The following is a 20,083-nucleotide window of genomic DNA, read 5'->3' as shown; positions in this document are numbered from 1 at the left end:
CACGTGGGGGAATGCAGCACCGCGACACTGCGCGAGACCATGCGGCGGGAGGGTGGCGTGAACGCTCGGGAGAGGACTTCGCCGTCGGGGAGATTAGGCTTCCCGGATGGCTCCCTTTGCTCGCCCCACCCACCTGATTGCATGGATGCGTATCTGGTGTGAGCGACCGGGCATGTACCTGGTGGGGACTCCCGACTACCAGGCGATCAACGTGTCGTATCTGTTCATGTGCATCTTCGCCTACGACTGCGCGCGCGAGGACCTGGGGCACCCGCCGGAGCATCCCGCCTTCCGGGAGTGGGTCTTCGCGAAGCGGCCGGACCTGCGCCATCACCCGCACTGGTACGGCGCGGCCCTCCTGCCCGAGCTGGACAACGACCACGCACGGGTGATTGCCCGGATAGGGGAATGGGTCGCGCAGTACAGCGCCGAGCAAGGATTGCCGTAGCACCGGCCCTCGGGTCGCGGGGGACTGGCAGGCATTGGACGGCGGGCCGGGCGCACACGGCCCGTGCTCCCCGTGGATTGGACGTGTGGGAATCACCCGGTATCGTTCTCACTCCCGTCCGCCTTCCCCGAGGATGCCGTGACCCTGAAGCCCGCCCGTGCGTTGCACCTCGTGGGGTTGTTGCTGCTGACCACGTTCGGTTGCGTGGAGGAGGAGCCCGCCGTCACGGCGCCACTGGCCGGTGGAGTGAGGGTCGTGGTCGCGGCGCCCCGGTCATCCGCGGTCGCCGCGGTGACGGCCTCGGTGACGCACGCGTCGGGCGCCACGGAGTCGAAGGCGCTGACATCCGCGACGGATCCGGATGGCGGCATCGCGTGGTCGGCCGTCGTGAAGCCGGAGTCTCCCGAGGAGCAGATCCAGCTGTCCGTGGCCGCCGAGGACTCCACGAAGGAGGTGGTGGCCTCCGTGAAATCGGACGCCGGGGTGAAGCCGCCGCTGTATGGGGAGTCGCTCGTGGTCCTGGTTCCCCTGCCGGAGTCTGTCGCGCCAGGACTGGCCAACCACGCACCGCGCATCCACGAAGTGCGGGCGCAAAGCGCCATCGTGGCGCCAGGCGAATCCGTCACGTTGAGCGCGCAGGCGAGTGACGAGGAAGAGGGTGAGCTGGACTACGAATGGACCGCCTCCGGCGGGCTGCTCGGCTGTGAGAAAGCGACCTGTGAATGGACAGCCGCACGCACGCCGGTCCCCGATGCGGGCACCGAGGGCGATGCTGGCACCGACTACGACCCGACCCTCAAGGATGACGTGTTGATCAGCCTGCGTGTCACGGACGCACAGGGCGCGGTGTCCACGCTCCAGTTCCACCTCGGCGTGGGCACCGTGCGCGGGCCCGCGTCGCTGAGGAAGACGTGGTTCAACCGAGCGCCCGTGGCGTCCGTGGCCGGAGAGCCCCAGCAGGTGATGTTGGGCAGTACCTTCCAGGTCCCGGCGCCGGTGACGGACGAGGACGGAGACGTGCTGACGTATGCCTGGAGCGCGACGTGCGAGGGCACCTTCGACAACGTCACCCTGGCCAGGCCCGTCTTCACTCCGGGGGCGGCGCCCACGGACTGTGGCTGTCAGCTGAAGGGCGCCGTGACGGACGGCTTCGGTGGAAGCACGGAGCAACTCGTGAACCTGTGCGTGCGCGCGGAGGCGCCGCCGGTCCTGGAGACCACGTCACAGTCCGCCGAGAGCGCGCTCGCGGGCGAACGCGTGACGTTCACGGTGGACGTGACGGATCCGCGCGGCGAGGCGATGACGTTCGCCTGGACGTCGAACGTGGGCGCGCTCGGTACGCCGGTGGGCAATGGCGCGACGAGCACGGTGGACTGGACGGAGCTCTCCTGCCTGCCGGCGGACGTGACGCCCACCGTGGACCTGGTGGTGACGAACGCCTCGGGTGCGAGCACTCGGCATTCCTTCCAGGTGACCTGGACGGGCCGGCGCTGCGGCCCGGGTGAGACCGCCTGCGCCATCACCCTGTCGCCGGGGCAGGTGACGTTGCGCGAGGACTGCGTGGTGCAGAGCGCGGTGTTCATCCCGGACGGCTTCACGTTCGATGGGGCCGGGCACACGCTGACCGCGTCCGAGGACGGCGCGGGGGACCACTACAAGGGCGCGGTGCTGCGCAACCGGGGCACGGTGGCGAACGTGCGGTTCGTCACGGTGACGGCGCGCAACCTGTCGGACGTGTGTGACGCGGGCGTGGACCGGCTGCGCGGCATCCTGCTGGAGGACGCGAGCGGCACCATCGAGAACACGGTCGTGGAGGACTTGAACCAGGGCACCATCAGCGGCTGCCAGGAGGGCTTCGCCATCGACGTGCGCAACAGCACGGTGGGAGGCGCGCCGGTGCCGGTGGTCATCCGGGGCAACCGGCTGACGGGCTACCAGAAGGTGGGCGTGGTGGTGCAGGGGCGGGTGGCGGTGACGCTGGAGGACAACACCCTCGACGGCTTGGGGCCTACCAGCCGCATCTCGCGCACTGGAATCCAGCTCGCGTATGGCGCTTCCGGGCAGGTGGTGGGCAACGAGGTGCAGGGCAACGCGTTCCTGTTCGAGGACCTGCGGTCCGCGGACTACGGCTCCGGCATCCTGGTGGTGGGTGGCTCGGCCTACGGCGTGGGGCGGGAGCTGTGCCACGACCTGCTCATCCAGGACAACGAACTGGTGGGGAACGACGTCGGCGTCAACCTGATCCAGGCGGAGGGCAACGACTATGACCCGCCCGCCGCGCCCCAGAACATCCAGGTGCTCGGCAACGAGCTGAGCAAGGAGGACCTGACGAACCAGGTCTACCAGGCCGCCATCTCGGACAACGGGACCGCGAACCTCATCAGCCGCAACCGGATCAGCGGTGACGGGTACAACAGCGAGCTGTACGAGACCGCCATCGGCGTGGACGTGGTGACGCAGGGCGAGGACCGCCAGGTGGGCTTCGCCACTCCGGCGCGGACGCTGGACGTGGACACGTGCTCGGAGGCGCTGGTGGTGCAGGGCTGGGACCTGGTGGGCAACCTGGCCTCGCTGTCCGTGCCGGAGGTGACCCTGGCCGCGTCGGATCCGGGCGCGACCTTTCACCTGCTGCCGGATTGCTCGGATGCGCCCGTGGCGGTGGTGAGCCTCAAGAACTCGCAGCGCGAAGGCCTCTTCTACATCCGCGCCGCGACCGCCGGCCCGCTGACCATCACGGCGACGGGCGACGGCGCGAGCAAGACCCAGGAGCAGACGGTCCGCTGATCCACGCCGTGCGTGCGCGCGGTGGACCGACAGCCGGTCCAGGTGGAGGCGACGACCGCCGGATGTTCGCTTCGGCGACAAGGGCGCGGTAGAGGGGGGCGCGTGTACGGACGGGCGGTCATTTCCTGGGTGGGGCTCTGCCTCCTGTTGCTGCTTCCCGCGTGCGCGCCGCGAGCCACGAAGCCCGCCGCGCCCGCCGCGCCCGCCGTGGTGTCCGGAGGCACCGAGGACCTGGCCCTGCGGTACCTGGACGCCTGGGCGCGCAACGACGTGGCCGCGCAGCGCCAGGGGCTCGTGGACGCGCCCCAGGACTTCGACGCGCAGCACGCGCGCTGGAGGCAGGACCTGGGCGTCATCGCCTCGCGCTTCGACCAGGTGGTGCTCGAGTCCCAGGACGCCACCACGGCGGTGGTGAGGTTCCGCGGCGTGCACACGCTGCGTGGGCTGGGTGACTGGGAGGTCGAGTCCCGTCTGCGCTTCGTGCTCCGGAGCAATCGCTGGAGCCTGCGCTGGACGCCGGAGGTGTTCCATCCCGACATGCGGCACGGGGACCGCTTCGGCCGCGCGCGGAGCTGGGGCCCTCGCGCCGGGTTGCTCGATGCGAATGGGGATCCGCTCACCCTGCCGGGAGAGGTGATTCGCATTGGCGTGATGCCGGGCCGGGTGAAGGACCGCGCGGCCGTGGCCAGCGTGCTCCAGTCGCAGCTCGGCGTGGACCCCGCGAAGGTGCTCGCCGCGCTGAACGCCGCGAGCGCGCAGCCCGAGCAGTTCATCGCGTTCATCGACGTGCGCCTGGAGCGATACCAGCAGATTCGCCCCGTGCTCGCGCCGGTGCCCGGCATCTTCTTCCGCAAGAGGCCCGCGCGCCTCACCCCCGCGGAGGGCTTCGCCGCGCACACGCTGGGACGGGTCGGGGACATCACGGCGGAGGCGCTCCAGTCGTTGGGCCAGCCCTACCAGCCGGGCGACGTGGTGGGGCTGTCCGGCCTGGAGCGCGCGCAGGAACGGACGCTGGCGGGACGTCCCTCCGGCGAGGTGCGGCTCCAGCGCCGTTCTGGCGGCAGCGAGCTGCTGTACCGCTTCGACGGTGAGCCGGGACGCGATGTCCGCACCACGTTGCGAATGGACGTGCAGTCGGCGGCGGAGGCCGCGCTCATGGACGTCACCCAGCCCGCCGCGCTGGTCGCGGTGGACACGGCCACGGGCAAGGTGCTGGCGGTGGCCAGCCGGCCCCTCGGAGAAGGGTGGCACCGCGCGCTGATGGGGCGCTATCCCCCGGCCTCCACGTTCAAGCTGGTGACGGCCACGGCGCTGCTCGAAAGCGGCCTGAAGCCGGACTCGCGCGTCGACTGTCCCCTGGAGGTGACGGTGGGCCGCAAGCGCTTCCGCAACTTCGAATCCGAGGTGCTGGGCGTCACCACGTTGCGACGGACGTTCGCGCTGTCGTGCAACACCACGTTCATCCAGCTCTCGGCGAAGCTGGACCCGCGCGCGTTGGAGGACGCGGCCCGGCGCTTCGGCTTCGGGGTGAACTACGACGTGGGGCTGCCGTCACCGGGCGCCACCTTCCCTCCGCCGAAAGACGACGCCGAGCGCGCGGCGGACGCCATGGGCCAGGGTCGCGTCCTGGTCACGCCGCTGCACATGGCCACCGTCGCGGCGGCTGCGGCCACCGGCGTCTGGCACGCGCCGCGCCTGCTCGTGGACGCGGAGCCCGGCCCGGAGTCGCGGCTGAATCCGGGCACGACGGCCATGCTCCGCGACCTGATGCGCGCGGTGGTGACGGACGGCACGGCGAAGTCCGCCGCCAGCATCCCGGGTCTCATGGGCAAGACGGGCACGGCGGAGTTCGGCACGTCCGTGCCGCCTGAAACCCATGCGTGGTTCGTCGGCGTGCGCGACGGCATCGGCTTCGCGGTGTTCGTGGAGGGCGGCGGCGTGGGAGGCCGTGTCGCGCTGCCGCTCGCGATTCGCTTCCTCCAGGCGCTGGACGCGGCCTCGGTCATCTCCTTCAGCAAGAACGACGGCTCCAGCTAGCGCACGGGGCCGTCCCTCCGAGCGCCGCGCCCCTTTCCTCGCTGGCGGCTGGTCACCCCTCGGGACACTGTCCACGTTGCGAGGATGGGCGCCGAACGCTCGAGCGGCCAGGGCACCGAGCCCGTGGCGCACCCCCCGCGCCACTCCGGCGCGCGGCGGAGGCCGGCGCCGAAGCGCGAAGGGCCGCCCGCCTGGAGCGAGCCGGTGGAGTCCCTCCTCGCCCGGCTGGGCAGCACCTCACAGGGACTGACCCCACAGGAGGCCGAGGCGCGGCTCGAGTCCCTGGGCCCCAATGCGCTGGAGTCCCGGCGCCGCCGGCCGCTCCCTCTGGAACTGCTGCTGCGGCTGGGCAACCCGCTGGTGCTGGTGCTGCTGGTGGCGTGCGGCATCTCGGCCTTCGTCCACGACCTGACCAGCTCCGCCATCATCGCCGTCATCGTGTTGATCAGCGTGACGCTGGACTTCGTCCAGGAGCACCGCGCCAGCAACGCGGCGGAGCGCCTGCGTGGCGCCGTGGCCCTGCGTGCCCGGGTGCTGCGCGACGGCGTGGAGCAGATGCGGCCCGCCACGGAGCTTGTCCCCGGGGACGTGGTCCTGCTGGCCACCGGCAGCCGCGTGCCCGCGGACGCACGTCTCATCGAGTCACATGCGCTGTCCGTGAACGAGTCGCTGCTCACCGGCGAGCCCTACCCGGTGGAGAAGGCACCGGGCCTCGCGTCCGCGGACGCACCGCTCGCGGAGGTGGGCAACACCGTCTTCGCCGGCACGTCGGTGCTGGGAGGCACGGCCCGCGCGCTCGTGTTCGCCACCGGCCGTGACACCGAGGTCGGCGGCATCGCCCGGGGACTGGACGCGCCCGTCGCCTCCACCGCCTTCGAACGGGACACGCGCCGCTTCTCCGTGATGCTGATGCGGCTCACGGTCCTGATGGTGCTGTTCGTGCTCCTGGTGAACCTGACCCTGGAGCGTCCGCTGCTGGAGTCCTTCCTCTTCGCCATGGCCCTGGCGGTGGGGCTCACGCCGGAGCTGCTGCCCATGGTGGTCTCGGTGACGCTCGCCCGGGGCGCCCTGCGGCTCGCGGACCAGGACGTCATCGTCAAGCGGCTGAGCGCGGTGCACGACCTGGGCTGCATGGACGTGCTGTGCACCGACAAGACGGGCACGCTCACGGAGGCGAACATTCGGCTGGAGCGCACCGAGGACGCCACCGCCCAGCACAGCGAGCACACCCTCGCGTGGGCCTTCCTCAACAGCCACTTCGCCACCGGCCTGCGCAGCCCCATGGACGAGGCCATCCTGGCCCGGCGCGTGGAGTGCACGCAGGGCTGGCGGAAGCAGGACGAGCTGCCCTTCGACTTCGAGCGCCGCCGCGTGTCCGTGCTGCTGGAGAAGGACGGCCGCCGCGTCCTGGTGGTGAAGGGCGCGCCGGAGGCCCTGCTGTCCCGATGCGAATCGCTCGAGGCAGCGGACGGGACGGCGCAGGCCCTGGACGCGGACGCGCGGGAGTGCCTGCAAGCCCGCGCCGATGCCTTGAGCGAGCAGGGCTTCCGGGTGCTGGGCCTCGCCTGGCGCGACGTCCCGTCCCAGCGCGGGCGGCTGTCCCTGGAGGATGAGACGGACCTCGTCTTCGCGGGCTTCGCCTCCTTCCTGGATCCGCCCAAGCAGAGCGCCCGGCCCGCGCTGGCGGCGCTGGGCGAGGCGGGCATCGAGGTCAAGGTGGTGACGGGCGACAACGCGCGGGTGGCGGTGCACGTCTGCCAGGAGCTGGGGCTGGAGGTGCGGGGCGTGCTCACTGGCGCGGAGGTGGCCCTGCTGGACGACCCGGGCCTGCGCGCGCGGGCGGAGGACACCACCGTCTTCGCGCGCGTGTCCCCCTCTCAGAAGAGCCGCATCCTGCGCGCGCTCAGACAGCGCGGCCACGTGGTGGGCTACCTGGGGGACGGCATCAACGACGCGCCTTCGCTGCACGAGGCGGACGTGGGCATCTCCGTCTCGGGCGCGGTGGACGTCGCGCGGGAGGCCGCGGCGCTCCTGCTGCTGCGCCCGGAGCTGGGCGTCCTGCACGACGGCGTCCTGGAGGGGAGGCGCACCTTCGGCAACGTCATGAAGTACATCCGCATGGGGACCAGCTCCAACTTCGGCAACATGTTGAGCATGGCCCTGGCGTCGCTGGTGCTGCCGTTCCTGCCCATGCTGCCCATCCAGATCCTCCTCAACAACATGCTGTACGACGTGTCGGAGCTGGCCATCCCGCTGGACACGGTGGACGCGGAGCAGCTCGCGCGGCCCCCTCGCTGGGACATGCGCTTCGTGCGCCTCTACATGGCGGTGTTCGGCACGCTCAGCTCGCTCTTCGACGCGGCCACCTTCACGGTGCTGCTGCACGGCTTCCACGCCGACGCGCCGCTCTTCCAGACGGGCTGGTTCATGGAGTCACTGACCACGCAGGTGCTGGTCATCTTCATCATCCGCACCCGGGGCGGCGCGGCGCGCAGCCCCCCCGCGCGGCTCCTGGTGCTGTCGTCGCTGGGCGCGGTGGCGGTGGCCTGCGTGCTGCCCTTCACGCCGCTGGGGAACTACCTCGGCTTCGTGCCGCCGCCGCCCGCCATCCTCGCGTCGCTGGGCGCGCTGGTGGCGCTGTACCTGGGCTGCGCGGTGGTGCTCAACCGCTGGTTCTTCCGCCGCTTCGACACCGCCTGACGCGCCCCCTCGCGAAAGGATGCAATCGTCCCGCCAACGGGACGTCTGTAGGCTCATGCGTGGGAGAGACCGAATGACCTGGAACCCGTTGCGCGCGCTGGCCGTGGTCCTGCTGTTCATCCCTGTCGTCGCCGGTGCCGCGACGCGGCAGCAGGAGCTGGACACGTTGCTGACGCAGTACCGCCAGCTGCGCCAGTTCAACGGCGTGGCGCTCGTCGCCAACGAGAAGGGTGTCCTCCTGAAGAAGGCCTATGGCCAGGCCAACTTCGAATGGAACGTGCCCAACACGCCGGACACGAAGTTCCGCCTCGCGTCCGTGACGAAGCAGTTCACCGCGATGGTCATCCTCCAACTGGTCTCGGAGGGGAAGCTGAAGCTCGACGACACGCTGGTGTCGGCCCTGCCGGACTACCGCAAGGACACGGGCTCGCGCATCACCGTCACCCACCTGCTCAACCACACGTCCGGCATCCCCAACTACACGAGCCTGCCGGACTTCTTCGCCAAGGAGTCGCGCAACCCGTACTCCGTCGCGGACTTCGTGAAGCGGTTCGCCAGCGGTGACCTGGAGTTCGAGCCCGGCTCGAAGTTCGCCTACAGCAACTCCGGCTACTTCCTGCTGGGCGCCATCATCGAGCGCGTCACCGGCAAGACGTACGCGCAGGCGGTGCAGGAGCGCATCTTCACGCCGCTGGGCATGAAGGACTCCGGCTACGACGTCTCCTCCACGGTGCTGCCCAAGCGCGCCAGCGGCTACGAGCTCGGGCCGGACGGCTACGTCAACGCCTCCTACCTGGACATGTCCCTGCCGTACGCCGCCGGGGCGCTGTACTCGACGGTGGAGGACCTCTACCGCTGGGACCGCGCGCTCTACGAGAACAAGCTGCTGCCGGAGGTCCTGAAGCAGAAGATGTTCACGCCCGGCCTGGAGAACTACGGCTTCGGGTTCTCCATGGACCCGCTGAAGCTGGACGACGGCAAGACGGAGCTCGCCACCATCAACCACAGCGGCGGCATCAACGGGTTCAGCACGCGCATCTTCCGCGTGCCGGCGAGTAAGGAGGTGGTCATCCTCCTGGACAACACGTCGCGCGGCGACAAGCTCAAGCCGCTGGCCGCCGGCCTCTTCAGCGTGCTCCACGGCATCCCGCCCAAGGCGCCCCGGTTGGGCATCCGGGAGATGCTGAGCATGACGGTCGACAAGGAGCCCGTCGCGAAGACCGTCGCGCGCTACCGCGAGCTGAAGGCCACGAAGCCGGACGCGTATGACTTCTCCGATGATCAGCTCAACAGCCTGGGCTACCAGCTGCTCCGGACGGGCCGCCCGGCGGACGCCGTCGAAATCTTCAAGCTCAACGTGGAGATGTTCCCGAAGGTGGGCAACGTCTACGACAGCCTGGGTGAGGCGTACCTCGCCGTCGGCGACAAGGAGCAGGCGCGAGTGAACTACCGCAAGGCGGTGGAGCTGGACCCCAAGAACACCAACGCGGCGGGCGCGCTTCAGAAGCTGGGCGAACAGTCCGGGCCGCCCGCGACAAAGGCAGCCCCCTAGCGGCACCAGATGTGAGCGAATGCGGTCCGCGCCACGGGCGTTGTGCCCGGGGGGCGGTCCAACGTGGTGCTCACGAAAGGTGCCTGCATGAAGCTCTATTTCAATCCGCGCAGCCGGGCGGTCATTGGCAAGTGGATGCTCGACGAGGCGGGGGTCGAGTACGAAATCGTGCCCATCGACCTGGAGAAGCGGGAGCAGAAGTCGCCGGAGTTCCTCCAGGTGAACCCCGCCGGCAAGCTGCCCGCGCTGGTGGACGGAGATGCGCGCGTGTTCGAGAACGCCGCCCTCTGTCTCTACATCGCGGACAAGTACCCGCAGGCGAAGCTGGCGCCCAAGGTGGATGCGCCCGAGCGCGGCCGGTACCTGTCGCTGATGGTGTACTCGACGTCGCAGCTGGAGCCGTCCATGGGCGACCACATGGCCCAGGCCCCCACGCCGCCGCAGCGCGGGTGGACGGAGTACCCGCAGGCGCTGGACGCCGTGGAGCGCGAGCTGGGAGACGGCCCTTATCTCTTCGGCGACTGGTTCACCGCCGCGGACGTGATGATCGGCTCCATGTTCATCTACCAGCGCATGCTGGGAGGTTCGACGGGGCGGCCGAAGCTGGAGGCCTACGTGGACCGGCTGCAGGCACGTCCCAAGGGCTTGAAGCTGCGCTGAGGCGCCCTCGCTTCACGGCGCGGTGAAACCCCGCGTCAGCCAGTCGATGAAGACGCGCACGCGCGGGGACAGCTGCCGGTTGCGTGGGTACATCAGGGACACGGGCGTGGGCGTCGGCGGGTGCTGGGGCAATACGGGCACCAGCGTGCCTCGCCCGAAGTCCTCCTCCAGGCGGTAGCGCGGCGCCTGGATGAGGCCCAATCCCAGCCGCGCCGCCGCGACGAAGCTCTCCGCGCCGTTCACGGACATCGTGGTGGGCAGCACGACGTGGCGCACCTCGCCGCCCACCGTGAACTCCAGAGGAATCAGGCTCCCCGTCAGCGACGAGCGGAAGCCCACCATGCGGTGCCCGTGCTGGAGCGCCTCGACACTCTCCGGCACGCCATGCCGCGCCAGGTAGGCCGGGGACGCGCACGTCACCTCCTCCAGCAGCGCCACCCTGCGGGCCACCATGTCGCTGTCCTTGGGCTCACCGGCGCGCAGCACGCAGTCCACGCCCTCGCGCACCAGGTCCACCAGCCGGTCGCCTTCGCTCATGTAGAGCTCGATGCCCGGGTAGCGCTCCAGGAACTCCGGCAGCCGGGGCAGCACGACCCTGCGCGCCAGCGTCCCCTGCACGTCCACTCGCACGAGCCCCTTCGGCTGTCCGCCCACGAACGCCGCGTCCGCCTCCTCCAGGTCCGCCAGCAGGGACACGCAGCGCTGGTAGTACGCCTCGCCGTCCAGCGTGGGGCTCACATGCCGCGTGGTGCGCTGGAGCAGGCGCACGCCCAGCCGCTCCTCCAACTGCTTCACCGCGTCCGTCACCGACGAGCGCGGCAGCCCCAGGTCCTTCGCGGCCTGGGTGAAGCTCCGGCGCTCCACGATGCGCGTGAAGGCCTTCATGGCGTCGAACCGGTCCATTGTCCGCCCTGTCGAACAGTGATGCCGGAACAAAGCCGATTATCCGTGACGCGGAAAGGTCCATCTTGTCCTCACCTGATGCCCGAGCGCGGACGTCGGCGGACCCCAGAGGAGAAGACCCCATGACGACCCAGACCTTGCAGAAGAAGACGGCCCTCGTGACGGGCGGCTCGCGCGGCATCGGCGCCGCGGTGGCGGAGCGGCTCGCTCGCGACGGCTTCAACGTCATCGTCAACTACGCGGGGAACCGCGACGCGGCGGAGGCCGCGGTGCGCAGGATTGAGGCGGCGGGAGGCCGGGCCCTGAGCCTCCAGGCGGATGTCGCGGACCCCACCGCCTTCCCCCGGATGTTCGACGCGGCGGCAGAAGCGTTCGGCGGCGTGGACGTGCTGGTGAACAACGCCGGCATCGGGAAGTTCGTGCGCTTCGCGGACTTCGACGACGCGCTGTTTGATCAGCACGTGGCCGTCAACATCAAGGGCACGTTCAACGGCCTGCGCGAAGCCGCGCGCCGCCTGCGCGACGGTGGGCGCGTCATCAACTTCTCCACCAGCGTCATTGGCCTGCGGATGGAGAACTACGGCGTCTACTCGGCCACCAAGGCCGCCGTGGAGGCGATGACCGCCGTCCTCTCCAAGGAGCTGCGCGGCCGGAACATCACCGTCAACTGCGTGGCGCCCGGACCCACCGCCACCGAGCTGTTTCTGGACGGCAAGTCCCCGGAGCTGGTGGACCGCATGGCGAAGCTGAACCCCCTGGAGCGGCTGGGCACGCCGGAGGACATCGCCGCGTCCGTGGCCTTCCTCGCGGGTCCGGAGGGCGGGTGGATCAACGGCCAGATCCTCCGCGCCAATGGCGGCATGGTCTGAACGCCTGCCGTGCGGGCAGGGGACCGGGCGGCGCATGGGGCTCGCGCTCCTGAGGGGACGCCGTGCCGCCGGGTGGCTCCAGGCGGCAGGCGTCCCCACCGTTGTCGCGTGAGCGACGAGAACCCAGGGATGGGCGGCGGATGGGAGGACCCCCGGTTGCGGGCGCTGGAGCAGTTGCTGGCCCTCCCCGTGGCCGAGCTGCGTCCCACGCTGGACACCGCGGGCCAGCTCGTCTCGGAGCTGCTGAACGCCGACAAGGTGGACGTCTTCCTCTTCGAGCAGAGCACCCAGAGCCTCGTCGCGGTGGGCACGAGCCAGACGCCCATGGCCCTCCTGCAGAAATCGTTGGGCTTGGACCGGATGCCGCTGGCCAATGGCGGGCGCGCGGTCCAGGTGTACGAGACGGAGACCCCCTTCATGACCGGCCGCGCGGAGGAGGATCCGAACGAGCTCCCCGGCATCAAGCACCGGCTGGGGGTGCGCTCCTCCCTGATGGTGCCGCTGCCCATCGGCATGGAGACGCGGGGCGTCCTCGCCGTGACGTCGGCCCAGAGTGACTTCTTCACCCCCCATGACCTGCGCTTCCTGCAGGCCGTGGCGCGCTGGGTGGGCATGGTGGCCCACCGCGTGGAGCTGGTGCAGGAGCTGACGAAGCTGGCGGTGAAGCAGGCCCGCCGTAAGGCGGCCGAGGAGCTCATCACCGTGCTCGCGCACGACATGGCCAACCACCTGCTGCCGCTCCAGGCCCGCATCCAGCTCATCCAGCGTCGCGCCGCGCGAAATCAAGCGCCGGAGGACCTGCGGGACGCGACGGGCGCGGCCGCGTCGCTGCGCTCCCTCACCCGGCTCATCAACGACCTGATGGACGTGGGACGCCTGGACCAGGGCCTCTTCAGCCTGCGTCCCCAGCCGGTGGACCTGACGGGGCTGGTGCGGGAGTTGGTCGCGACCGCGAGCACGCCCGAGCGCCCGGTGCACTTCGAGGGACCCGAGGAGCTGGTGACGGTCGCGGATCCAGACCGCGTGCGGCAGGTGCTGGAGAACCTGGTGGCGAACGCGCTCAAGCACTCGCCGCCGGGGCGGCCCGTGGACATCCGCCTGCAAGCGCAGGCGCGTCCGGAAGGGCCCTGGGTGCGCGTGACGGTGAGCGACCAGGGGATGGGCATTCCGTCCGAACAACTGCCCACGCTCTTCGAGCGCTTCACGCGGGGAGCGGACTCCAAGGGGCTGGGCATCGGCCTGTACCTCGCGCGCCGCATCGCGGAGGCGCATGGCGGCACCCTGGAGGTGGTCTCCACGTCCCGGGCCGGCACGTGCTTCGGACTGTCGCTGCCAGTGGTGGCCGGGTAGGCGGAGAGGAATCGCACGGCGGGGGTGAGGGGGAAAAAGGGGCATTTCCGTTGAGTGGGGGCAGGCGCGAAACCGGAGGGCCATCACGGCCGCCGGGCGCCACCCATCAGGAGCAACCCCATGTCACCGTCCCCACGCCTTCGTTCCGTGGCCCGGCTCACCGCAGTGGCCTTCACCACCCTGGGCCTCAGCGCGACCGCGCAGACGTATGCCTTCCCAGGCAGCAGCGCGGACCTGCCCGAGGGCAGCCACTGGTGGATCTCCAGCGACCACGGCGGCACGCACAACCGCGACCTGAGCGCCGTGCGCTTCGACGACGACGAGAAGCGTTTCACCCGCGTGAAGATTCCCTTCGCGGACTACGCGGCCAACCCGCGCAACGCCGACTGGGTCATCTACGGGCTGCCCGTCTCCGCCATCGCGGATGGCGAGGTGCTCACCTGTTGGCGCAACGCCCCGGAGGGCCTCAAGCCGGCGGTGTACGGCGGTGACGACGTGCCCCATCCGGGCCGCACCTCCAACCCGCTGCGCATCCCGCGCTCGGGCAACCACGTGAACATCCGCACGGACGACGGGAAGATCATCCTCTACGCGCACCTGCAGCCCGGGAGCGTCCCGGAGGAGCTCTGTCCCTTCAACGCCACCTACGTGGCGGACGCGGAGGACCGCGTGGGAGACCTGCCCCGGGAGGTGATTGTCCCCGCGGCGCAGCGGGTGCGCGTGAAGCGCGGGCAGTTCGTGGGCCGCGTGGGCAGCTCCGGCGCTTCGTCGAATCCCCACCTGCACGTGCACCTGCAGCCCATGACGGGCGCGACGACGCTGGGCACGTCCCTGCCGCTGACCTACTCGCAGGCGTGGCAGAAGAACGGCGCGGTGGCGTACGACTCGTCGCTCGACTTCGTCCCGCTCCAGAACGAGGCGCTCGACCTGTTCCCCTAGGCCATCCACCCGGATCCGCTGCTGCGCCGGGGCGACATCACCGGGGACCCGGTGCTGGAGGTGGCGACGGCGGCCTCGGGCGGCATGGTGGTGACGGCCACTCGGGACGTGACGGGGCGGCTGGCGCTGGGGTCGTGGCAGCTGGCGGGGGACGGCACCTTCACGAAGCTGCATGACGCCGCCGCGGGCGCGGCCAGCTCCATCGCCATGGTCCACCCTCACAACAGCACCACCCGCGACGTGGTGACGGCGCTGCGGGATGGGGATGGGAAGCTCAAGATCATCGCCTGGCGGGTCGCGGCGAACGGCTCCATCGAGCGCAAGGGCGATGCCGGCGGCGACGCGGACGCGACGGAGATCAACCTCGCCACCTTCCCGCAGGGGCTGGGCGTGGTGAGCGCCTTCCGCGACTCCACGGGCCACCTGAAGGTCAGCACCTGGGAGACGTCCGCGACGCTGGACACGGTGACCCGCCGGGGCAACGGCTTCGGCGAGGAGGCGACGAAGGTGGCCATGACGCCCATCCTCAACGGCCGCGTCGCCGGGGATGCGGGCCGCTTCACCGGCGTCGTCACGGCGGTGCGCACGCCCGCGGGCAACCTGAGCCTGACGGCGTGGGAAATCACCCCGCAGAACCTCGTCATCCAGCGGGGCTCCTATCTGGCGGGCGCGGTGACGGACGTGGCCATGAGCACCGTCACGATTGGCAACAGCGTGCGCGACATGGTGGTGGCCAGCACGCGCCTGACCAACGGCGTGCTGCGCAACATCTCCTTCGACGTCACGGCGGCCGGACAGTTGGTGCGGCGTGACCACGAGGACGGCGAGGCCATCCTGGATTTGAGCGCGGCGCGCGTGGTGGGCGAGCACGTGGTCACCCCGGTGCGGGACACCACGGGCAACCTGCGCGTCTACACCTGGGACGTGGACGCGGACGGCAAGGTGCACCGCACCGGCAAGGAGCGCGCGGGCGCCATCGTGTCGGGCCTGGCCACCACCTCCACCTATGTGGGCGCTCGCTTCGTCATCACCGCCGTGCGCCTGACGACGGGCACGGGGGGCGGGGACCTGCGTCTGATTGCCTGGGACGCGAATCTCCAGTAGCGCGCGAATGTCTTCCCCGGAGCCTCTGGGCTCTGGGGGAATTTTCACGGATTGCCCGGCTTCTCCTTGCCGCCGATGATGCGTTCGAATGACGCTCGGCACCCGTTTTCGCGAGGGGAGGCATCTTGGAGTTGCGACACGGCCCATGGGCGGGTGCATCCCCGGATGCCGGGTTGGAGACGCTGCGGCGTGACCTGGGCCGGGCGCTCGCGAGCGTCTGTCCCGCGTCGCTCGCGGACCGGCGGGAGGACCTGTTGCAGGTCGCGATGATGAAGGTGGTGGAGCTGCGCGGGCGCATCCAGGGCCAGGCGGAGCTGACCCCCGCGTACCTGTACCGGGTGGCGTACACGACGCTCATCGACGAGCTTCGCCGGATGGGGGCGCGCAAGGAGGTGGCGTTGGAGGAGGTGGAGCAGGGGCCCGCCCAACCGGTGGCGCCGGGAGACCCGGAGCGGGCGGCCGGGGCCTCGCAGATTGCGCGGGCCGTGCGTGATTGTCTTCAGGGGCTGGTGCAGGACCGCCGCCTCGCCGTGACGTTGCACCTGCAGGGACACACCGTCCCGGAGGCCGCGGAGCTGCTGGGGTGGGAGGCCAAGCGGACGGAGAACCTCATCTACAGGGGGCTGAGCGCGCTGCGAGCCTGTCTCTCCACGAAGGGAATCCAGCCGTGAGCGAACGCCGTCCCGAGGATGACACGCTGGATGCGGAGGGCGTGGAGCGGCTGCGCACGGCGCTGCGCGAGGATGACGCGGCAGGGGAGCCGGTGGACGCGGACCTCGTCTGGCGCGCGGTGAGGCAGGAGCTGCCGGTGGAGGAGCGCCGGGCGGTCATCGAGCGCGTCGCGGCGGATCCCGCGTGGGCGCAGGCGTGGCGGTTGGCGAAGGCGATGTCGCAGGCAGCGGCGGAGGCGGAGCGGGGGGCTCCGGCGGTGGTGCCCGCGACAGGCGCGGAGGTGCCCGCGAAGGTGGTGTCCCTGACCGCCCGGCGCTTCTGGCAGGGGCGGCAGGCGATGGCGGCGATGGCCGCGACGGTGGTGGTCCTGGTGGGCGCGGTCGTGGTGGTGCGGCAGCAGCAGGCGCAAGTGGATCCGACGCGGATCCGCGGTGGCGCGGCGGAGGCCATCGCCTCGCAGGTGCCGGAGGCCACCGCGCTGCCCCGCGAGCAGTTCGTGCTCCGCTGGAGCGGAGTGCCCCAGGCGGTGTCCTGGAGCGTGCAGGTGTCGTCGGAGGATTTGAAGGTGTTCCATCGCGCGGAGCGGCTGGAGTCGCGCGAATACACGGTGCCGGTGGATGTGCTCGCGGAGTTGCCCTCCGGAGCGCGCGTCCTGTGGCAGGTGGAAGCGCGGCTTCCGGATGGAAGCGTCCAGCGCGGCAGTACGTTCGTGAACCGGTTGCGGTGAGTGCCGCACCACTTGTTGGGCCAGGCCGGTGGCTCAATGACAAGCAGAGGGGGATTTATGAAGGCAATCAATGTTGGCAGGGGATGGGTGCGCGCGCTGTCCATGATGACGCTGCTGTGGGGCGTCGCGGTCGCGGCGCAGGCCGCTCCCACGCAGGTCCGCCTGGTCGTGACCACGGATCCGCTGGTGGGGGCCACGCATGACACGGTGGTGGCCTCCGTGGTGGACGCGGTCGCCCTGCGCAGGGGGGCCCCGGTGCCCATGACCCTGCGCATCCTGGACGAACACGGCGCCGTGCTCGCGACCGTCACGGGAATCGTGAGCCCGGCGGCGCCTCTGTGGGTGAGCGCGAGGGCGCCTTCTTCCGCCGGGGTCCGCGCGCAGCTCATCCTGCCGCCGGAGGCCGAGCAGCTTTCCGCCGGTGTCCTGGCCATCGAGCGGGAAGGGCTGGGTGATCCGCCGCCGCCGCCCACGAAGCTCGTCTGCGAGTTCCCCGCCAAGGACCCCATCACAACCATGCCGGAGCCTGTCACCATGGGGAAATGCTGGGTGGAGACCGTGGAGACCTGATGTGACCGGAGGGCGGCGACAGCGCGTGGGGCGACTGGGCGGCTTCACCCTGGGGGTGGGGCTGGCCCTGGTCGCCCCCGCGCGGGCCGCCGCCCCCGTGGAGCCCTCCGCGCTCGCCCGGTGCGAGGAGGCCTTCGACGCTCAGCCCGAGGGCTCCGACGCGGCCATGTGCTTCTTCCGGAACGCCCAGGGGCTCCAAGGGCGCGACGAGGCCAGGCGCAGGCTCCAGGGCCTCATCGCGCGGCACCCGGACCGTCCCTGGCTCACGCTGGTGCTCGGCCACATGGAGCTGCTCTCCGAGCCGGCCCTGGCTGAGGCGTCATACCTCCGTGCGGCCCTCGCCTTCCGGAGCCAGGGGAACGCGGAGGGCGAGGTGCTGGCCGGCATCAACCTGCGCAGCGTGCTGGGGATGCGCGGCCAGACGGAGGAGGCGCACCAGTGGGTCCGGCGGGTGGGCGAGGTGGCGCGGGCCTCCGGGGATCCGAAGCTGGAGGTGCGCGCGCTCATCCTGGAGGCGGCGGAGCTGTCCGACCTGGGCCAGGACCTGGGCCGCGCCTACCGCCTGCTCAAGCGCGCGGAGGCGCTCACCTTCCCGGATGGCACGGACGGCATGAAGAAGCAGCTGCTCAGCCCCCTGGCCACGGTGAGCGTGAACCTGGGCCGCTTCGACGAGGCGCTGGACATCTTCGCGCGGCTCGCGGAGCTGGCGGACCGCACGAAGGACGCGGGCACGGAGGCGCGTGTCCGTTTCGCGCTCGCGAACCTCGCCTGGCAGCGGCAGGAGGAGCGTCCCGAACCGGGGGGCCGGCCGGAGCTGTTGCGGCTCGCGCGGGAGGCGCTCGCGACCTCCGAGCGCGCGGGCAGCAAGGCCTTCGAGGCGATGTCGCTGCGCCTCGTGGCGGAGCTGCTGGGCGACGGGTTGGAGGCGCGGAACGAAGCGGAGGACGCCCTGCGCCGCTGCATCGACATCGCCCGGGAGACGGGCCTGCCCGAGCGGCGCATCTCCTGTCTGTGGACGCGCGCCGAACGCCGCTCGGCGGTGGATGCGGCCGCCGCGTGGCGCGACGTGGACGAGGCCCTGTCACTGGCCGCCGAGCATGACAACCCGCTCTATCTCGCCTCCGCGTGGCGTGCCCGGTCGATGGTGGCCTTCCGCACGCGTCCGTTGCCAGAGGCCCTGGGAGAGGCGGAGCGCGCGCTCGCCGCGGTGGAGGTGCTGCGCCAGTGGCAGCGGGACGCCACCAGCCAGGCCGAGCTCTTCTCCGGCTGGGCCAGTGACTACCACCGGCTCGCGGGTCGAACGCTGGAGGCGGGAGAAGCCTCCGCCGTGCCGCCGCGAGAAGCCCTGGAACGCGCCTTCGCGGTGAGCGAGCGCCTGCGGGCGAGGACGTTGTTCGAGGCCCTGGTGGCCTCGCGCGCGCTCCCCACGCCCGAGGAGGCACCGGAGCAGCGGAAGGCGCGGGACGGCGTCCTGCGCGGCCTGTCCGCCACCCAGAGGCGGCTGTTGGCTCCGGCGCTGTCCGCGTCCGAGCGCACGAAGCTGCTGGGCGAGCTCCAGGACCTGGAGCGTCGGGAGCGTGAGCTGCGACCCGCGACCCAGCGCACGGAGCTGTCATTCGCGTCGCTCGCCGCGACCGAGCAGCGCCTGGGCGAGGAGGAGGCCCTGCTCGTCTTCCTCGCGGGCACGGACCATGACCTCCAGGGTGAGCGCGCGGGCGGCGCGTGGATGCTGGCGGTGACCCGAGAGGGCACGCACGCGTACCGCATCCCGGAGCGAGCACGGCTGCGCCCCGCGGTGGCGCTCCTGTCGGGCCTCATCGAGCGCCGCGATGGTTCGGAGGCAGGTGCCGCCGCGGCGCTCTACGCGCAGCTGCTCGCCCCCGCCTTGCGTGAGTTGCCACCGAAGGTGTCGCGCCTGCTGCTCGTGCCGGATGGTCCGCTGCACGACCTGCCCTTCGCCGCGCTGCGGGAGCACGCGGACGGACCACCGTTGATGGCCCGGTACGAACTGGCGCGGGTGCCCTCCGCGAGCCTGCTCCACTACTGGCGCGAGCAGCCCGCACGGCCTCCCGAGGGCGAGGCCCTGGTCCTGGCGGATCCCGACCGGGGCGGCACCCTTCAGGGCACGCAAGTGGCCTCCGCGAGAGGCGGCGTGTTCCTGGAGACGGCGAACCTGGGCGCGCTTCCGGAGGCGCGGCGCGAGGGCCGCACCGTGAGCGAGGCCCTGGAGGACACGGCCGTGAAGCCCCGGTTGCTCGTGGGAGCGGAGGCGTCCGAGCATGCCCTCAAGGAGTCCCGTTGGGACGCGGTGCGCATCCTTCACGTGGCCGCGCACGCGGTCGTGGATGTCGAGTCCCCCGAGCGCTCCGCCCTGGTGCTGGCCCCGGGCGCGGCGGGAGAGGACGGCCTGCTCCAGCCCCGGGAGATCACGGAGCTGCGGCTGCGGGATGCGCTGGTGGTGCTCTCCAGCTGCCGGGGAGCCTCTGGCGCGCTGCTCGCGGGAGAAGGCGTGCTGAGCCTCGCGCGGGCCTTCTTCGAGTCGGGAGCGAGAGCCGTGGTGGCCAGTCTGTGGCCCATGCGCGACGCAGAGGCCGCGGAGCTGCTGGAGCGCTACTACCGGCACCTGGCATCGGGGAGGGGCGCGGCGTCGGCGCTGCGCGAAGCCCAGCGTGAGGCCTGGGAGGACGGCGAGCCCGCTGCCATGTGGGCCGGGCTGGGGGTGATGGGGGACGCGGCGCTGGTGCCGGTGAGGCCCGCCGCCGGGGGCC

At 71.2% G+C, this 20,083-nt stretch carries 15 protein-coding genes; 14 read left to right on the top strand and 1 reads right to left on the bottom strand.

Annotated elements, in window-relative coordinates; genetic code table 11:
* Positions 1-145 precede the first annotated feature (145 nt).
* From D7V77_RS28260 to D7V77_RS28235, 6 genes are all read left to right on the top strand, one after another.
* Positions 146-448: a hypothetical protein gene (locus D7V77_RS28260; RefSeq protein WP_126935083.1), complete on the top strand. Its 303-nt coding sequence runs from the start codon at positions 146-148 to the stop codon at positions 446-448.
* Positions 449-586: 138 nt separating this feature from the next.
* Positions 587-3,232, top strand: coding sequence for a right-handed parallel beta-helix repeat-containing protein (locus D7V77_RS28255; protein WP_120579409.1), 2,646 nt, complete (start codon positions 587-589; stop codon positions 3,230-3,232).
* Between the two features lie 102 nt (positions 3,233-3,334).
* Positions 3,335-5,269 carry a penicillin-binding transpeptidase domain-containing protein gene (locus D7V77_RS28250; protein ID WP_120579408.1) on the top strand — a complete coding sequence of 645 codons (1,935 nt, stop codon included), beginning with the start codon at positions 3,335-3,337 and terminating at the stop codon, positions 5,267-5,269.
* A gap of 84 nt (positions 5,270-5,353) precedes the next feature.
* On the top strand, positions 5,354-7,969 hold the full coding sequence (gene mgtA / locus D7V77_RS28245) for a magnesium-translocating P-type ATPase (RefSeq protein WP_120579407.1): 2,616 nt from the start codon (positions 5,354-5,356) through the stop codon (positions 7,967-7,969).
* Positions 7,970-8,042: 73 nt separating this feature from the next.
* Positions 8,043-9,521: a serine hydrolase gene (locus D7V77_RS28240; RefSeq protein ID WP_120579406.1), complete on the top strand. Its 1,479-nt coding sequence runs from the start codon at positions 8,043-8,045 to the stop codon at positions 9,519-9,521.
* Between the two features lie 87 nt (positions 9,522-9,608).
* Entirely contained in the window at positions 9,609-10,181 is a 573-nt protein-coding gene (locus D7V77_RS28235) for a glutathione S-transferase family protein (RefSeq protein WP_120579405.1), read from the top strand.
* A gap of 12 nt (positions 10,182-10,193) precedes the next feature.
* On the opposite strand, the gene D7V77_RS28230 is transcribed toward D7V77_RS28235, so the two are convergent.
* Positions 10,194-11,084 carry a LysR family transcriptional regulator gene (locus tag D7V77_RS28230; RefSeq protein ID WP_120579404.1) on the bottom strand — a complete coding sequence of 297 codons (891 nt, stop codon included), beginning with the start codon at positions 11,082-11,084 and terminating at the stop codon, positions 10,194-10,196.
* 122 nt (positions 11,085-11,206) lie between these two features.
* On the opposite strand from D7V77_RS28230, the gene D7V77_RS28225 reads away from it, so the two are divergent.
* The 8 genes from D7V77_RS28225 to D7V77_RS28195 form a co-directional block, all read left to right on the top strand.
* Positions 11,207-11,953, top strand: a complete 747-nt coding sequence (locus D7V77_RS28225; protein WP_120579403.1) for an SDR family oxidoreductase — start codon at positions 11,207-11,209, stop codon at positions 11,951-11,953.
* A gap of 129 nt (positions 11,954-12,082) precedes the next feature.
* A complete protein-coding gene (locus D7V77_RS28220) occupies positions 12,083-13,303 on the top strand; it encodes a GAF domain-containing sensor histidine kinase (protein ID WP_120579402.1) in 1,221 nt (406 codons plus the stop codon).
* A 120-nt stretch (positions 13,304-13,423) separates the two neighbouring features.
* Positions 13,424-14,242, top strand: coding sequence for a M23 family metallopeptidase (locus D7V77_RS44955; protein ID WP_233597281.1), 819 nt, complete (start codon positions 13,424-13,426; stop codon positions 14,240-14,242).
* Between the two features lie 51 nt (positions 14,243-14,293).
* Entirely contained in the window at positions 14,294-15,346 is a 1,053-nt protein-coding gene (locus D7V77_RS44950; RefSeq protein WP_233597280.1) for a hypothetical protein, read from the top strand.
* Between the two features lie 125 nt (positions 15,347-15,471).
* The gene (locus tag D7V77_RS28210) at positions 15,472-16,017 is read left to right on the top strand and encodes an RNA polymerase sigma factor (protein WP_120579401.1); all 546 of its coding nucleotides are present in this window, start codon (positions 15,472-15,474) and stop codon (positions 16,015-16,017) included.
* Positions 16,014-16,745, top strand: a complete 732-nt coding sequence (locus D7V77_RS28205; protein WP_120579400.1) for a hypothetical protein — start codon at positions 16,014-16,016, stop codon at positions 16,743-16,745. The genes D7V77_RS28210 and D7V77_RS28205 overlap by 4 nt, the downstream gene beginning before the upstream one ends.
* Positions 16,746-16,832: 87 nt before the next feature.
* On the top strand, positions 16,833-17,315 hold the full coding sequence (locus tag D7V77_RS28200; RefSeq protein WP_120579399.1) for a hypothetical protein: 483 nt from the start codon (positions 16,833-16,835) through the stop codon (positions 17,313-17,315).
* Position 17,316: 1 nt separating this feature from the next.
* A partial coding sequence (locus D7V77_RS28195) for a CHAT domain-containing protein (RefSeq protein WP_233597279.1) occupies positions 17,317-20,083 on the top strand: 2,767 nt, incomplete at its 3' end.

The sequence above is a fragment of the Corallococcus sp. CA041A genome, assembly GCF_003612075.1.
Lineage (GTDB): Bacteria > Myxococcota > Myxococcia > Myxococcales > Myxococcaceae > Corallococcus > Corallococcus exiguus.
The sequence above is the reverse complement of the archived record's forward strand: the minus strand, read 5'-3'. Positions and strand labels throughout refer to the sequence as shown.

Coding starts and splice junctions, on each gene's coding strand:
- D7V77_RS28260 (WP_126935083.1), top strand. CDS start 146: ATGCGTATCTGGTGTGAGCGACCGGGCATGTACCTGGTGGGGACTCCC.
- D7V77_RS28240 (WP_120579406.1), top strand. CDS start 8,043: ATGACCTGGAACCCGTTGCGCGCGCTGGCCGTGGTCCTGCTGTTCATC.
- D7V77_RS44955 (WP_233597281.1), top strand. CDS start 13,424: ATGTCACCGTCCCCACGCCTTCGTTCCGTGGCCCGGCTCACCGCAGTG.
- mgtA (WP_120579407.1), top strand. CDS start 5,354: ATGGGCGCCGAACGCTCGAGCGGCCAGGGCACCGAGCCCGTGGCGCAC.
- D7V77_RS28235 (WP_120579405.1), top strand. CDS start 9,609: ATGAAGCTCTATTTCAATCCGCGCAGCCGGGCGGTCATTGGCAAGTGG.
- D7V77_RS28230 (WP_120579404.1), bottom strand. CDS start 11,084: ATGGACCGGTTCGACGCCATGAAGGCCTTCACGCGCATCGTGGAGCGC.
- D7V77_RS28225 (WP_120579403.1), top strand. CDS start 11,207: ATGACGACCCAGACCTTGCAGAAGAAGACGGCCCTCGTGACGGGCGGC.
- D7V77_RS28220 (WP_120579402.1), top strand. CDS start 12,083: ATGGGCGGCGGATGGGAGGACCCCCGGTTGCGGGCGCTGGAGCAGTTG.